The following is a 13843-nucleotide window of genomic DNA, read 5'->3' on the forward strand; positions in this document are numbered from 1 at the left end:
TTCAGCCGCCGAGGGCCGCGTCGACGATCGCCTTCGCCTCGGCCTGCACGAGTCGCAGGTGCTCGGCGCCCTCGAACGACTCGGCGTAGATCTTGTAGACGTCCTCGGTGCCGCTCGGCCGGGCAGCGAACCACGCGTCAGCCGTCTCGACCTTCACGCCGCCGATCGCCGCGCCGTTGCCCGGTGCGTGCGAGAGCTTCGCCGTGATCGGCTGGCCGGCGAGCTCGGTCGCCGAGATCGCGTCGCCGTCGAGCTTGCCGAGGGCCGCCTTCTGGGCAGCGGATGCCGCGGCATCCGTGCGCTCGTAGGCAGGATCGCCGAAGCGCCGGGCGAGTTCCGCGTAGAGCGCGGAGGGCGACGTGCCGGTGACGGCGCGGATCTCGGAGGCGAGCAGGCACAGCAGGATGCCGTCTTTGTCGGTGGTCCAGACCGTGCCGTCGAAGCGCAGGAAGGAGGCGCCCGCGCTCTCTTCGCCGCCGAAGCCGACCGAGCCGTCGACGAGGCCGGGCACGAACCACTTGAAGCCGACCGGCACCTCCCAGAGACGCCGGCCGAGGGCCGCGGCGACCCGGTCGATCATCGAGCTCGAGACGAGGGTCTTGCCGATCGCGGCATCCGCTCGCCATTCGGGCCGGTGCGTGAAGAGGTACTCGATCGCGACCGCGAGGTAGTGGTTGGGGTTCATGAGGCCGCCGTCGGGCGTGACGATGCCGTGCCGGTCTGCGTCGGCGTCGTTGCCGGTGAGGATGTCGTAGCCCTCGTGCGAGAGCACCGAGGCCATCGCGCTCGGCGATGACGGGTCCATGCGGATCTTGCCGTCCCAGTCGAGCGTCATGAACGACCAGGCCGGGTCGACGCGCTCGTTCACGACGGTCAGGTCGAGTTCGTAGCGGTCGCGGATCGCGCCCCAGTACGACACGGACGCCCCGCCGAGCGGATCGGCGCCGATGCGGATGCCCGATTCGCGGATCGCGTCGAAGTCGATGATGTTCGCGAGGTCGTCGACGTAGTTGCCGCGGAAGTCGTAGGTCTCGACGCCGCTGGGTTCGGCCTGCTTGACGTCCTTCAGGCCGTCGGCGATGAGCTCGTTGGCGCGTGCCGCGATCCACGAGGTGGCGTCGGAGTCGGCCGGGCCGCCGTGCGGCGGGTTGTACTTGAACCCGCCGTCCTGCGGCGGGTTGTGCGACGGAGTGATGACGATGCCGTCGGCCTCGCCCTCGGCGCGCCGCTCCGGGTCGTTGTTCCACTTCAGGATCGCGTGCGAGAGCGCCGGGGTCGGCACGTAGTCGTCGAACTCGTCGGCGAGCACGCGCACCCGGTTGGCCACGAGCACGTCGAGCGCGGTCGTCTGCGCGGGGGCGCTCAGGGCGTGCGTGTCGGCGCCGATGAACAGGGGGCCGGTGATGCCCTGCGACGCGCGGTACTCGACGATCGCCTGCGTGATCGCGAGGATGTGGTCTTCGTTGAACGCCGTGTTGAAGGCGGAGCCGCGGTGCCCGGAGGTGCCGAACGCCACGCGTTGCTCGGGAACCGAGGCATCGGGATGCAGCTCGTAATAGGCCCTGACGAGGGCCTCGACGTCGATGAGGTCGGATTCGATGGCCGGGGTGCCTGCGCGCTCGTGCATGCGACCAGTCTGGCACCGCGCGGCGGCTCAGACGAGTGCGTGCACCGCGGTCGCGATCGAGTAGATGGCGAGTCCGGCGAGCGCGCCCACCACTGTTCCGTTGATTCGGATGAACTGCAGGTCGCGCCCCACCTGCAGCTCGAGCTTCTCGGTGGTCTCCCGTGGATCCCAGCGCTCGACGGTCTCGGTGATGACCCCCGCGATCTCGTGACGGTAGTTGCGCACGACGTAGGCGGCGGCATCCGTCACCCAGGTGTCGACCTTCGCTGCGAGGCCGTCGTCGGCCACGAGTCGCGCGCCCACCTCGACGACCGCGGAGGTCAACCCGGCCCGCAGCTCGCTCGACGGGTCGGTGAGCGCGCCGTCGAGGGTGGCCTTCACCGAGGCCCACGCCTCGCCTGCGAACTCGCGCACGCGCGGACTCTCGAGCAGCTCGGCCTTGAGGTGCTCGACGCGGGCGATCATCGCCTGGTCGTGCTGCAGTGCGTCGGCCAGCTCGGCGAGGTAGCGGTCGATCGCGAGGCGCAGCGGATGCCGCGGGTCCGCGCGCACGGCGCGGACGAACGCGAGCACCTCCCGGGAGGCGCGGTCGTCGACGAGCCGGTCGACGAAGCCGGGCAGCCAGCGGGGGAGCCGGTCGGAGACCATGCTGCCGAACGCCTCGGGGTGCGCCTCGAGCCAGGCCTCGGCCTTCTCGAGCACGACGTCGACGGCGGCGCGCTGCTGGTCGGCGGCGACGAGCCGGGCACCGACCCGGCCGATCGCCGGGCCCCACTCGGGCTCGAAGAGATGGCGGCGGGCGAGTCGCTCGATCACGTCCTCGACGTCGTCGTCGCCGAGCAGGGTGAGCACGCCGCGTGCGGCGACGGATGCCTCGGCGGTGAGCCGCTCGGCATGGGCCGGCGTCCCGAGCCAGCCCCCGAGCCGGCGGGCGATGCCGATCGAGCGGAGCTTGCCGAGCACGACCTCGTCGGAGAGGAACTCGTGCTCGACGAACGCGCCGAGGGTCGCGCCGATCTCGTTCTTGCGCCGCGGGATGATCGCGGTGTGCGGAATGGGGATGCCGAGCGGGTGGCGGAACAGCGCCGTCACCGCGAACCAGTCGGCGATCGCGCCGACCATGGCGCCCTCGGCGGCCGCTCGCACGTAGGCGAGCCACGGCACCTCGTCCTGCAGCGCGAACGACACCGCGAAGACGACGGCCGCCACGACGAGCAGCCCGGTCGCGACGCGCTTCATGCGACGCAGCGCCGCGAGCCGCTCGACGTCGGTCGGCACGATCCGGTGGTCCTCGATCGTGGTCATCGGCTCCTCCTCATGCTCACGATGCGCGACGCGGTCGCACGCCCGCTCACGGCGTCGCACGGTGTCGACGCTAGCCCGTCCGGTCGCGGCCCGGTGGATAGGCTGGCTGCATGACGGATGCCGCGCCCACATCGCCCGAGGAGACGTACTCCTACCTGGGGCCGGCGGGCACCTTCACCGAGGCGGCGCTCAAGCAGGTCGCCGCGGCATCCGGAAAGCACTGGCGCGCGGTGAACAACGTCGGCGAAGCGCTCGCCGACGTCACGAGCGGCCGCTCGACCGCGGCGATGATCGCGATCGAGAACTCGATCGACGGCGGCGTCTCGGCCACGCAGGACGCGCTCGCGACCGTGCCGGGGCTCCGCATCCTCGGAGAGTACCTCGTGCCGGTGAACTTCGTGCTCGTCGCCCGGCCCGGCACGGCGCTCGCCGACGTGCGGGTCGTGAACGCCCACCCCGTGGCCTACGCGCAGTCGCGCGGCTGGCTCGAGCGCGAACTCCCCGACCACGGGCACATTCCGGCGACGAGCAACGTGGCTGCCGCGGCATCCCTTTTCGAAGGCAGCCAGGCCGACGCGGCCGTCGCGCCGCCCGGCATCACCGAGCACCTCGACGTCGACGTGCTCGCGCGCGACATCGGCGACAACCCGAACGCCGTGACGCGCTTCGTGCTCGTCAGCCGCTCGCGCGAACTGCCAGAGCCGACCGGCGCCGACAAGACGAGCCTCATCGTCGAGCTGCCCGATGACGAACCGGGCGCGCTGCTCGCGATGCTCGAGCAGTTCTCGACGCGGGGCGTGAACCTCTCGCTCATCCAGTCGCGGCCGATCGGCGACGCCCTCGGCCGCTATCGCTTCGTCGTCGACGTCGACGGGCACATCGCCGACGAGCGCGTCGCCGACGCGTTGCTCGGCCTGCGCCGCACGAGCCCCAAGGTGATCTTCCTCGGCTCGTATCCGCGCGCCGACGAGCAGGCCGTCGCCTATCACTCGAAGTACGATGACGGCATCTTCATCGAGGCGCGCGACTGGTTGCGGGGCCTCTTGAGCGGCGAGCCCGACTGATCGGGACGCCCTGACCCGAGGAGTCTCGTGAGCGACGGAGCGACGACCGGCATCGACCCGCGGTTCGATCCGCGCTACCAGCGCGGGTACTCCGGAGGTGCAGCGGATGCCGCGTCGCCGCCCGTGCCGGCGGCGTTGCGGATTCCCGAGCCGCCGGAGTCGATGCGCTCGCGGATCGCGCCGACGAACGATCGCGCCCCCGTGTCCGCTCCCGCTGCTGCGGCGGTGGCGCGCGCAGCCGACATCGACGACCCCGAGCTGTTCGCGGGGTGGGTCTCCGAGGCGGAGCTCGCGTCGGAGGCCAAGGCCGACCTGCCCTTCCTCACGGCCTGGGCGGTGTCGGCGGCGGCCGTCATCATCGGGGCGGCACTTCTCTGGACGGGCATCTCGAGCGCGAACTACTTCGGCCCCTCGACCGAGTCGGATCGCGTGATCCAGATGCTCTCGTGGAGCGTGGCGCCGCCGCTGCTCCAGGCCGGGCTCCTCGGCATCGTCGGGATGCTCGTATGGAGCGGTATCCGGCGCGCCCGTGCCCAGTCGTCGTCACGACCCGCGCGAGGCGCCGGACCGGCCGAGGTGCCAGGGGCGCGGGCATGATCCGGCGGCTCGCGACGAATCCCGCCGCCGTCGCGCTGGTTGCGCTGCTCGTGCTGTGCATCGTCGGAACCGTATGGGGCGTGCAGCTGAACGTCGCCGATCAGGGGATCACGACCATGGGCGAGCCGACGGAGCAGCAGGAGTGGCAGGCGCGCATCCTGCGCCTCGCGAGCTTCGTCCCGACGGTCGCGACGTTCGTCGGCGTCGCGGCCCTCCTCGGCGTCCTGGTGATCGCGTCGGCGAGCAGGTCTCGCACTGCTCCCTCCCGACTCGAGGAGCCGACATGAGCGACGACGCCACGAGCGGGCTCGACCCGCGATTCGACCCGCGGTATCAGCGGGGGTACGACGGGTCGGATGCCGCTGAGCAGTCCCTGCCGTCGGACCAGCACCGTTCGGAACCGCCCACCGGCCCCGTCGCGCATCCGCTCGATGCGGGCGATCGCTCGGCGGCGGACCCGCGCCCACCCGTCACCGAGGGCACGACGTCCCGGCCGGCGGCCGCGTCGACGTCACCGTCCGCGCGTGAGGACGCCGGCGCCGTGGGGATCGGCGTCGGTGCCGACTCCGACCACGACGAACCCGAGTTCGAGACGCAGGCGGGCGCGGAACCCGAGCCGGAGTCGCGTAGGGTGGGACGGTGGTTCGCGGCGGCCTGGGCGATGCTGGGCATCTCCCTCGTCGTCGGCCTCGCGGTGACGTGGGCGGTCAATTCCGACCCCAACACGTACACCGGGATCAACTCCAACGACCTGCTGCGCCAGATGTCGTGGATGATCGCCCCGAACCTCGTGCGCTTCGGTCTGATCGGAACCGTCGGTCTGACGGTGTGGATCGGGGTGCGACAGGTCCGGTCGGCGCAGCGCGCCCGCGCGGCGATCGAGGAGGAGCATGCCGCGGATCCGACGTCGCCGCGCCCGGTGCACCGGCTGCTGCCCCGGGTGCCCGCGGTCTCGGCACTCTTCGGCCTGATCGGTGCGGGGACGCTCGTGTTCATCTGGTGGGCGAGCATCTCGACCGACCGCGACATCTACAACTACGGTCCGGCGGCACCGGGAGACGAGCAACTGAGTACGTTGGCACTGGTCCAGACCGCGGGGGCGGTAGTCGGTCCGGCGATCGAGACCGTCCTGTGGTCGGCATTCGGGATCATCGTGCTCGGGGCATCCGCGGCGATGGCACGCGGTCGAGCTCGAACCGCCCGGGTCAGTGCGGCACGCGCACGATCAGCGCGGCCGGATCGACCGTGAACCGCGCCGCGGTCACGAGCCCGAACTCGTCGCCGTCGATCTCGAACTCCTCGGCGTCACCCTCGATCTCGAGGTCGACTGCCCTGCCGCGCAGGTAGACGATCTCGCTGCGCCGGTTGCCGCCCGTGAGGTCGAGGAACTGCCGGCCGAGCGCGGACTTCCGCAGCACGCGGTTCTCCCACGTGACCTTGCGCCAGATGAGGAGCCAGCCGAACAGGTTGCGCGGCGCCAGCACCACGACGTCGAGCTTGCCGTCGTCGATCTCGGCGTCGGGGATCAACTCGATGTTGCCGGGCAGGTAGCCGAGGTTCGCGATGAGGATGCTCGAGACCTTCGAGCGGTGATGCCGGCCGACGTCGAGCCGGTGCACGACGCGATACGGCTTCGATGCGGGCAGTGCCCGCAGGCCCGCGTCGACGTAGGCGAGCCAGCCGACGCGCTTCTTCAGGTCGGGGTTCGTGTTCGAGATCATCGCGGCGTCGATGCCGATGCCGCTCATCACGAGCGAGACGTGGGTCTCGTCGGAGCCGTCGGGCCGGGTGATGTCGGCCACGATGACGTCGACGGCGCGATCGAGGCCCGCGAAGGCGAGCACCACGGCGTCGGCCTGGTCGCTGACGGGGATCTCGAGGTTGCGGGCGAAGAGGTTGCCCGTGCCGATCGGCACGAGTCCGAGGGGCACGCCGGTGCCGCGCAGGGCGGCTGCGACCGAGCGCACGGTGCCGTCGCCGCCCGCAGCGATCACAAGGTCGACGCCTGCCTCGAGTGCTTCGCGCGCCATGCCCTTGCCGGGGTCGTCGGCCGCGGTCTCGATCCAGAGCGACGGCGCGAAGTGCTGTCGCTCCTCGGCCGCGGCGATCGCCGCGCGCAGGGTCTCGACCCCCTGTTTCGTGGGGTTGAAGATCACGGCCGCGCGCGGACGTGCGCCCGCGACATCCGCCGCCCCCTGCTGGTCTGCCGTCACGCAGCCAACGGTATTGCATCGCGCCGGGAATTCACCCGGTCGCCCGCGACCGGGTGATCGGCGGAACCGCAGATCAGGCGGTCGGATGCCGCGGCTAGACTTGCTCGGGTGATCGATCCCGTGCTGCTTCGCGAGAACCCCGACCTCATCAAGCGCTCGCAAGAGCTCCGTGGCGAGTCCGTGGCGCTCGTCGACGCGGCCGTCGAGGCCGATGCCGCGCGGCGCACCGCGATCACGGTCTTCGAGGCGCTCCGCGCCGAGCAGAACGCCTTCGGCAAGCAGGTCGCGCAGGCCCCGAAAGACGCGAAGGCCGCGCTCGTCGCCGAAGCGCAGGAGCTCGCCGCCCGGGTGAAGGTCGCCAACCAGGCCGCGAGCGACGCCGAAGCCGAGTTCACGCTCGCCGTGCAGCGGCTCGGCAACGTCGTCATCGACGGGGTGCCGGCCGGCGGCGAAGACGACTTCGTCGTGCTGCGCGAGGTCGGCGAGATCCCGGCGTTCGACTTCGAGCCGCGCGATCACCTCGAGATCGGCGAGCTGCTCGACGCGATCGACATGCAGCGCGGCGCGAAGGTCTCGGGGGCGCGCTTCCACTACCTCAAGGGCATCGGCGCGCGCCTCGAACTCGCGCTCATGAACATGGGCCTCGACCGGGCGATCGCGGCGGGCTTCACCCCGCTCATCACGCCGACGCTCGTGCGGCCCGAGATCATGCAGGGCACGGGGTTCCTCGGCGCCCACTCCGACGAGGTCTACTACCTGCCCGAGCAGGAGCTCTACCTCACGGGCACGAGCGAGGTCGCGCTCGCCGGCTACCACGCCGACGAGATCATCGACGTCTCGAACGGCCCCATCCGCTACGCGGGCTGGTCGACGTGCTACCGCAGCGAAGCCGGCAGCCACGGCAAGGACACCCGGGGCATCATCAGGGTGCACCAGTTCAACAAGCTCGAGATGTTCACCTACATCGACCCGGCCGATGCCGAGGCCGAGCACGAGCGCCTGCTCGGGTGGCAGGAGGGCATGCTGCGAGACCTCGGGCTCTCGTACCGCGTGATCGACACGGCGGCCGGCGACCTGGGGTCGAGCGCAGCCCGCAAGTACGACATCGAGGCGTGGGTGCCCACGCAGAACGCGTACCGCGAGCTCACGTCCACCTCGAACTGCACGACGTTCCAGGCTCGTCGCCTCGACATCCGGCACCGCACCGAGAGCGGCAGGACGGCGCCGGTCGCGACGCTCAACGGAACCCTCGCGACGACGCGCTGGCTCGTCGCGATTCTCGAGACGCACCAGCAGGCCGACGGTTCGGTCGTCGTGCCCGAGGCGCTTCGCGGCTACCTCGGCGGCCTCGAGGTGCTCGAGCCGATCGCATGAGCATCGAGCGGATGCCAGGGCTCGACGTCGACGAGCAGTGGTTCGTCGCGCTCGACGTCGACGGCACCATCATGCACGAAGACGGGTCGATCGACCCGGCCGTCGTCGACGCCGTCGCGTCGGCGCGCGATCGCGGCCACGTGGTCACGCTCGCGACCGGGCGCTCGTGGTCGACGACCGCGCCGGTGCTCGCTCAGCTGGGGCTGAACCCCGAGTACGTCGTGTGCGCGAACGGCGCCATCACGATGCAGCGCGACGACTCCGCGCCCGACGGATACGTCCGCCGTCACGTCGAGACCTTCGACCCGACGCAGGTGCTCGAGCGCATCCGCGGGTTCCTGCCGTCCGGCAAGTTCATGGTCGAACTGCCCGACGGATACCGCCTCTACACCGAGGGCATGATGGAGTGGAACCTCGAGAACGCCCGCGAGGTGCGCTTCGAAGAGCTGCTCGACCATCGAGCCACCCGCGTCGTCGTCACGAGCCTCGAGCACGGGCTCGACGAGTTCTTCAGCATCGTCGACCAGATGGGGCTGCATCACGTGAGCTACGCGATCGGCTGGACCGCGTGGCTCGACATCGCCCCCGACGGGGTCAACAAGGCGACTGCGCTCGAACGGGTCCGCGGCTGGCTCGACCTGCCGATCGATCGCGTGCTGGCCGCAGGCGATGGGCGCAACGACCTCGAGATGTTCGCGTGGGCGGGCGCCGCCGGCCGCGCCGTCGCGATGGGTCAGGCACCCGACGAGGTGCGCGAGGCGGCGAACGAGGTGGGCGGTTCGGTCGACGACGCCGGCCTCGCGGCGGTGCTCCACTCGTTGCCCTGACGACCCGCGGTTCGCGGCGGTGTCGGCGTGTTCCGAGGTCGCGAGCATAGAATCGGCCGGGTCGGAGGGGTGCGATGAGCGAGACGGGCGAACAGCCGCGTGATGACGCGGAGCCGACGTCGGTGCCTCGGCACGGCCGGCTGCCGCGGCGGGGTGCAGCTTCGACGTACCTGAAGCTCGCGGCATCCGTCGTCGCCATCGTGGCCGTGAGCGCATTGGGCGTCGCCGCGTACGCCGTCGCCGACCTGGTCGGTTCGGTGACTCAGAAGCCGTCACTCGACCTCGCCGGCGAGGAGGATCTCGAGGATGTTCCCGACATCGGCGCGATGGAGGGCGGTCTCAACTTCCTGCTGCTCGGCAGTGACCGGCGGCCCGAGAGCGGTCGGTTCGGCGACCCGGAAGAGGACTCGGGCAACCTCAACGACGTGACGATGCTGCTCCACATCTCGCAGGATCATTCGCACGTCGAGGTGGTGAGCTTCCCGCGCGACATGATCGTGCCGGTGCCGGAATGCCCCGATCCGCAGGATCCGGGCGGAGAGCCGTTGTCGGCGATGTCGGGCGTGAAGATCAACACGTTGCTCTCGCACGGGGGATTCGGGTGCGTCGCTGCGACCGTCGAGCAGCTCACCGGTGTCGACGTGCAGGCGGGCGGCGTCGTCGAGTTCGACGGGGTCGCGGCACTCGCCACCGCGGTCGGAGGTGTCGAGGTCTGCATCGCCGAGCCGATCGACGACCCCGACGCCGAGCTCAAGCTCGACGCCGGCACGCACACGATCTCGGGCTACGACGCACTGGCGTTCCTGCGCTCCCGGCACGGTGTCGGCGACGGCAGCGACCTCGGCCGCATCTCGAACCAGCAGACGTTCCTCGCGTCGCTCATGCGCACGGTCGAGCGCGACGGCGTGCTCAGCGACCCGGTGAAGCTGTACTCGATCGCGAAAGCCGTGACCTCGAACATGCAGCTGACGAGCGAGATGCAGAATCCCACGCGGCTCATGTCGATCGCTCGGGCGCTGCAGGACATCGACCTGTCGAAGGTCGCGTTCATCCAGTATCCGACCGGCTACACCGATGATCGTTCGGCCGTCGAGCCCGCCGATTCCGCCCAGCTGGTGAACGCGGCGCTGCAGGCCGACCTGCCGGTGCAGCTCGACCCGAACGCGAACGCGAACTCCGAGTTCGGCACCGAAGCAGACCCCGCGGCACCGCCCGCTGCCGGGGAGCCGCCGGCGCCGGATGTCCCGGTCGAGGCCCTCCCCGACGACGTGACGGGTCAGACCGGTGAAGAGATCCGCTGCACCTCCGCCAACGAGGGCTGACGGCCGCGATCGGCGGGCGCCCCTCAGCGGCATCCGCTCGCCTCAGCATCCATTCAGGCGGGCCTGAGAGTCTGGCTGAAACATGCTTCGGCTAGAATCGGGGCCTGCCTGCACGATCGACACCTCCGGGAGCGTCGCGCGGGCATGGAGGGCTGTCCGAGCGGCCGATGGAGCTGGTCTTGAAAACCAGTGGGCAGAAATGTCTCGTGGGTTCGAATCCCACGCCCTCCGCGAGATCGACACGTCGAAAGGACCTCGGTGACAGACGAACTGCGTTCCAGCGCGCGACGCGCCGCGTCGTCGACCCCGATCGTCCGACACGGCCGCCTCAAGCGGCGCTCGGTCTGGAGGACCCTCGCGAAGGTGACGGCCTCGGTCGTCGCGGTCGCCCTGGTCTCCGGTGTGTCCGTCGCGGCGTATGCGGCATGGGACCTCGCGAACACCGCGAAGCCCACCGTCACCCTCGGCAACGAAGACGTGCTCGAGGGCGTCCCCGATGTCGGTGCCATCGAAGGCGGGGTGAACCTCCTCCTCATCGGCAGCGACAGCCGCGAAGGCCAGGGCGGAGGGTTCGGCGATCCCGATGAGGAGACCGCCGTCCTCAACGACGTCACCATGCTCATGCACATCTCCGAGGACCACACGAACGCCTCGGTCATCAGCTTCCCCCGCGACATGCTCGTCGATGTGCCGGAGTGCGTCGATCCCGCGGACCCGGCCGGTGATCCACTGTCGGAGCAGTACGGGGTGAAGATCAACTCGGTGCTCTCGATCGGCGGCATGCCGTGCGTCGTGAAGACCGTGGAGGAGCTGGTCGGCGTGACCATCCCGTTCGCCGGCACCGTGCAGTTCCTGGGCGTCGCCGGTCTCTCCGAAGCCGTCGGCGGCGTCCCCGTCTGCGTCGCGGAGCCGATCGAGGACGAGCACACCGACCTCTACCTGCCTGCAGGAATGCACGAGCTCTCGGGCTTGCAGGCGCTGCAGTTCCTGCGCACGCGCCATGGCGTCGGCGATGGCAGCGACCTCGGGCGAATCTCGAACCAGCAGGTCTTCATGTCATCACTGGCTCGAACGCTGCAGTCGAACGGTACTTTGGGCGACCCGGTCAAGCTCTACGGCATCGCGAAGGCCGCGCTCGCGAACATGCAGCTGTCCGACAGCCTCATGGACCCGACTCGCATGATCTCGATCGCGAAGGCGCTGAAAGACACCGATCTGAACAAGATCGCCTTCATCCAGTACCCCACCTACAGCTCCGACAGCGCGCAGGTGCCGGCGGAATCGGCGGAAGCGATTCGCTTCGCCCTGCAGAACGACCTGCCCGTGACGTTCGATCCCGCTGCGCAGGAGGCGTCGTTCGCCTCCGCGGGTGACCCGACCGCGGTCGAGGCCCCCGTGGCCGAAGCCCCGGTCGAGGGGGAGGCGCCTGCAGCGGATCCCGCAGCGCCCGCGCCGACGGTGGAGGCCCTGCCGAGTGACATCACGGGCCAGACGGCGGCGGAGACCCGGTGCTCCGCCGGCCGCACGCTCGACGACCAATAGGCTTCCGCGCGATCCCTTCCAGCCCATGGGCTGCCCCCACTGGCCCCCTGATCGGCTGCCCGGGCCCCCTACGTCGACCCGCGAACCCTCGGGAAAGCCCCCGATGCCGACGATCGCACCTCGCTCGTAGCGTGGTCGCGTAACCGACAACAGGGCGTGAGAGCGTCCGGGGAAGCGAAGGAACACACTCATGGCTTTCGATGACAACAACGTGTGGTCTCGAGTCCGCGACTCGTTCAACGTGAACGTTGCGGTGCCGATCAGCGACAACAACGTCGACTCGTACAACGACAACACCGTCGACTCGCTGAACGACAACAACCTCGACTCGTTCAACGACAACACCGTCGACTCGCTGAACGACAACGACCTCAACTCGCACAACGACAACTCGGACAACTCGGACAACTCGGACAACTCCGACAACTCCGACAACTCGGACAACTCCGACAACTCGGACAACTCCGACAACTCGACCAACGATTCGTACAACGACAACTCGGACAACTCGGACAACTCCGACAACTCCGACAACTCGGACAACTCCGACAACTCGATCAACGATTCGTACAACGACAACTCGATCCACGACTCGGGCAACACGACGCTGAACGACCACTCGATCAACGCGGGCGTCCGGCAGTACAACGTCGGGTTCGGCGACCTCACGATCGTCGGAAGCCTGGGCGACGAGGGCGAAGGCGGCGGCCCGAGCGCGCTCGCGAGCGGCGGTGGCGCGAGCGTCAACATCGACAACCGTTCGACGGTGCTCGACCAGTCGGTCAACCAGAACATCGCCGCTGCAGCAGGCAGCGGTGGGGATTCGGGTGCGATCGGCGCAGACGGCGGCGCAGGCACCGGAGGCTCCGGTGCTTCCGGCAGCGGCGGCTCCGGCGGGTCGGCCACTTCGGGCGCTGCAGGCGCCGGCGGCGATGCCGCCCTGGGTGCCGGCGGCGACGGTGGAGCCGGCGGCGACGCCACCGGCGGCAACGGCGCGAGCGGCACGGGCGGTGCCGGGGGATCCGGGACCGGCGGCAGCGCCGGCGACACCGGCTCCAACGGCGGCGACGCCAACGGCGGCAACGTGTGGCAGTCGTTCAACAACGAGGCGGTCGTCAACTCCGGTGACTACGGAGTCGCGGCGGGCGGCGATGTCGACATCGACAACTCCTCGTTCGACGTCTCGGTCGGCGACGTCTCGATCGGAAACACGATCGATTCGTACAACGATGACTACAACTGGGACGTCGACGTCGATGTGAGCGACTCGTTCAACGACTACTCGACCGACGTGGATGTGGACGTCGACAACGCCAACATCCTCAGCCCCGACGCCGTCGCCGTACAGGTCGACGACATCACGCTGTAAGAGGTTGCACTCCTGCCCGGTCGCCCATTCGGGCGGCCGGGCACACCCCCATCCGGTCGCTGACGGCCTCGGTCGCCGTCATCGCTCTCCTGATGTGCAACGCCGACGTGATCTGCAATGCTGATCGAAGTTCCCCCACAGATCTGAAGGTGTCAGAGATGTCGAATGACGAGGTCGCGAGCGGACAGGGCCCCCTGCCGTACGGCGATTCGTCGGAGCCGGCGCCCGAGCCGGCGACCGACCCGGAGGCCGAGCACGACGGGTTCGATGCGGGGGACTGGGGGGCCGATGTCGCGGAAGCCCTCTCGGACCCGACCGCAGCGAACCTCTTCACCGATGAGATCGAGCACGTCGATGCATCCGACTGGGATGTCGACACCGCCCTCATCTGGGGCGACGAGGTCGACGACCAGGTCGTCGACGACGGCGGCGACCTGGGACTCGACTTCCCGCTCTGACGTCGTGCTGAACACGGGGCGGGGTGCACTCCGCCCCGTGTTCTGTCACGATGGAGGCGAGCTTTCGTCATGATCGAGAGGTCAGGGAATCGTGCCGGAGGCAGTCGGACCCGAGGAGTCGGCAGTGATTGAAGGCGAGCACACG

13 protein-coding genes and 1 tRNA gene are annotated in these 13843 nt (G+C 69.7%); 11 read left to right on the plus strand and 3 right to left on the minus strand.

Going from position 1 to position 13843, the window contains the following annotated elements:
- Window position 1 precedes the first annotated feature (1 nt).
- Window positions 2–1627 carry a phosphoglucomutase (alpha-D-glucose-1,6-bisphosphate-dependent) gene (gene pgm / locus ACFCVM_RS12605; protein ID WP_375836535.1) on the minus strand — a complete coding sequence of 542 codons (1626 nt, stop codon included), beginning with the start codon at window positions 1625–1627 and terminating at the stop codon, window positions 2–4.
- Between the two features lie 27 nt (window positions 1628–1654).
- The gene (locus ACFCVM_RS12610; protein ID WP_375836536.1) at window positions 1655–2932 is read right to left on the minus strand and encodes a DUF445 domain-containing protein; all 1278 of its coding nucleotides are present in this window, start codon (window positions 2930–2932) and stop codon (window positions 1655–1657) included.
- Between the two features lie 110 nt (window positions 2933–3042).
- Between ACFCVM_RS12610 and pheA the strand changes: the two genes are divergently transcribed.
- The 4 genes from pheA to ACFCVM_RS12630 are packed head-to-tail and all read left to right on the plus strand — an operon-like array spanning window position 3043 to window position 5842.
- Entirely contained in the window at window positions 3043–3996 is a 954-nt protein-coding gene (pheA, locus tag ACFCVM_RS12615; RefSeq protein ID WP_375836537.1) for a prephenate dehydratase, read from the plus strand.
- Window positions 3997–4023: 27 nt separating this feature from the next.
- The gene (locus ACFCVM_RS12620; protein ID WP_375836538.1) at window positions 4024–4593 is read left to right on the plus strand and encodes a hypothetical protein; all 570 of its coding nucleotides are present in this window, start codon (window positions 4024–4026) and stop codon (window positions 4591–4593) included.
- Window positions 4590–4880: a hypothetical protein gene (locus ACFCVM_RS12625; RefSeq protein ID WP_375836539.1), complete on the plus strand. Its 291-nt coding sequence runs from the start codon at window positions 4590–4592 to the stop codon at window positions 4878–4880. Before ACFCVM_RS12620 ends, ACFCVM_RS12625 begins: the two co-directional genes overlap by 4 nt.
- Window positions 4877–5842: a hypothetical protein gene (locus tag ACFCVM_RS12630; RefSeq protein WP_375836540.1), complete on the plus strand. Its 966-nt coding sequence runs from the start codon at window positions 4877–4879 to the stop codon at window positions 5840–5842. The genes ACFCVM_RS12625 and ACFCVM_RS12630 overlap by 4 nt, the downstream gene beginning before the upstream one ends.
- Here the strand turns inward: ACFCVM_RS12630 and ACFCVM_RS12635 are convergent.
- Entirely contained in the window at window positions 5799–6806 is a 1008-nt protein-coding gene (locus tag ACFCVM_RS12635; protein WP_375836541.1) for a diacylglycerol/lipid kinase family protein, read from the minus strand. The genes ACFCVM_RS12630 and ACFCVM_RS12635 overlap by 44 nt on opposite strands.
- 108 nt (window positions 6807–6914) lie before the next feature.
- Between ACFCVM_RS12635 and serS the strand changes: the two genes are divergently transcribed.
- From serS to ACFCVM_RS12670, 7 genes are all read left to right on the plus strand, one after another.
- Window positions 6915–8180: a serine--tRNA ligase gene (gene serS / locus ACFCVM_RS12640; RefSeq protein ID WP_375836542.1), complete on the plus strand. Its 1266-nt coding sequence runs from the start codon at window positions 6915–6917 to the stop codon at window positions 8178–8180.
- Window positions 8181–8191: 11 nt separating this feature from the next.
- Entirely contained in the window at window positions 8192–9007 is an 816-nt protein-coding gene (locus ACFCVM_RS12645; RefSeq protein WP_375836544.1) for an HAD family hydrolase, read from the plus strand.
- A gap of 74 nt (window positions 9008–9081) precedes the next feature.
- Complete coding sequence (locus tag ACFCVM_RS12650; protein ID WP_375836545.1) at window positions 9082–10329, plus strand: LCP family protein; 1248 nt, start codon at window positions 9082–9084, stop codon at window positions 10327–10329.
- Between the two features lie 146 nt (window positions 10330–10475).
- A tRNA-Ser gene (locus ACFCVM_RS12655) sits at window positions 10476–10560 on the plus strand.
- A gap of 27 nt (window positions 10561–10587) precedes the next feature.
- Window positions 10588–11871, plus strand: a complete 1284-nt coding sequence (locus tag ACFCVM_RS12660) for an LCP family protein (protein ID WP_375836546.1) — start codon at window positions 10588–10590, stop codon at window positions 11869–11871.
- 190 nt (window positions 11872–12061) lie between these two features.
- Window positions 12062–13240 carry a hypothetical protein gene (locus tag ACFCVM_RS12665; RefSeq protein WP_375836547.1) on the plus strand — a complete coding sequence of 393 codons (1179 nt, stop codon included), beginning with the start codon at window positions 12062–12064 and terminating at the stop codon, window positions 13238–13240.
- Between the two features lie 158 nt (window positions 13241–13398).
- Window positions 13399–13698: a hypothetical protein gene (locus tag ACFCVM_RS12670; RefSeq protein WP_375836549.1), complete on the plus strand. Its 300-nt coding sequence runs from the start codon at window positions 13399–13401 to the stop codon at window positions 13696–13698.
- The last annotated feature ends 145 nt before the right edge of the window (window positions 13699–13843 follow it).

Origin of the sequence: Agromyces sp. NPDC056389 (genome assembly GCF_042262385.1) — a bacterium.
Taxonomy (GTDB): Bacteria; Actinomycetota; Actinomycetes; order Actinomycetales; family Microbacteriaceae; genus Agromyces.

Coding starts and splice junctions, on each gene's coding strand:
- ACFCVM_RS12670 (WP_375836549.1), top strand. CDS start 13,399: ATGTCGAATGACGAGGTCGCGAGCGGACAGGGCCCCCTGCCGTACGGC.
- ACFCVM_RS12645 (WP_375836544.1), top strand. CDS start 8,192: ATGCCAGGGCTCGACGTCGACGAGCAGTGGTTCGTCGCGCTCGACGTC.
- ACFCVM_RS12650 (WP_375836545.1), top strand. CDS start 9,082: ATGAGCGAGACGGGCGAACAGCCGCGTGATGACGCGGAGCCGACGTCG.
- ACFCVM_RS12630 (WP_375836540.1), top strand. CDS start 4,877: ATGAGCGACGACGCCACGAGCGGGCTCGACCCGCGATTCGACCCGCGG.
- pgm (WP_375836535.1), bottom strand. CDS start 1,627: ATGCACGAGCGCGCAGGCACCCCGGCCATCGAATCCGACCTCATCGAC.
- ACFCVM_RS12625 (WP_375836539.1), top strand. CDS start 4,590: ATGATCCGGCGGCTCGCGACGAATCCCGCCGCCGTCGCGCTGGTTGCG.
- pheA (WP_375836537.1), top strand. CDS start 3,043: ATGACGGATGCCGCGCCCACATCGCCCGAGGAGACGTACTCCTACCTG.
- ACFCVM_RS12610 (WP_375836536.1), bottom strand. CDS start 2,932: ATGACCACGATCGAGGACCACCGGATCGTGCCGACCGACGTCGAGCGG.
- ACFCVM_RS12665 (WP_375836547.1), top strand. CDS start 12,062: ATGGCTTTCGATGACAACAACGTGTGGTCTCGAGTCCGCGACTCGTTC.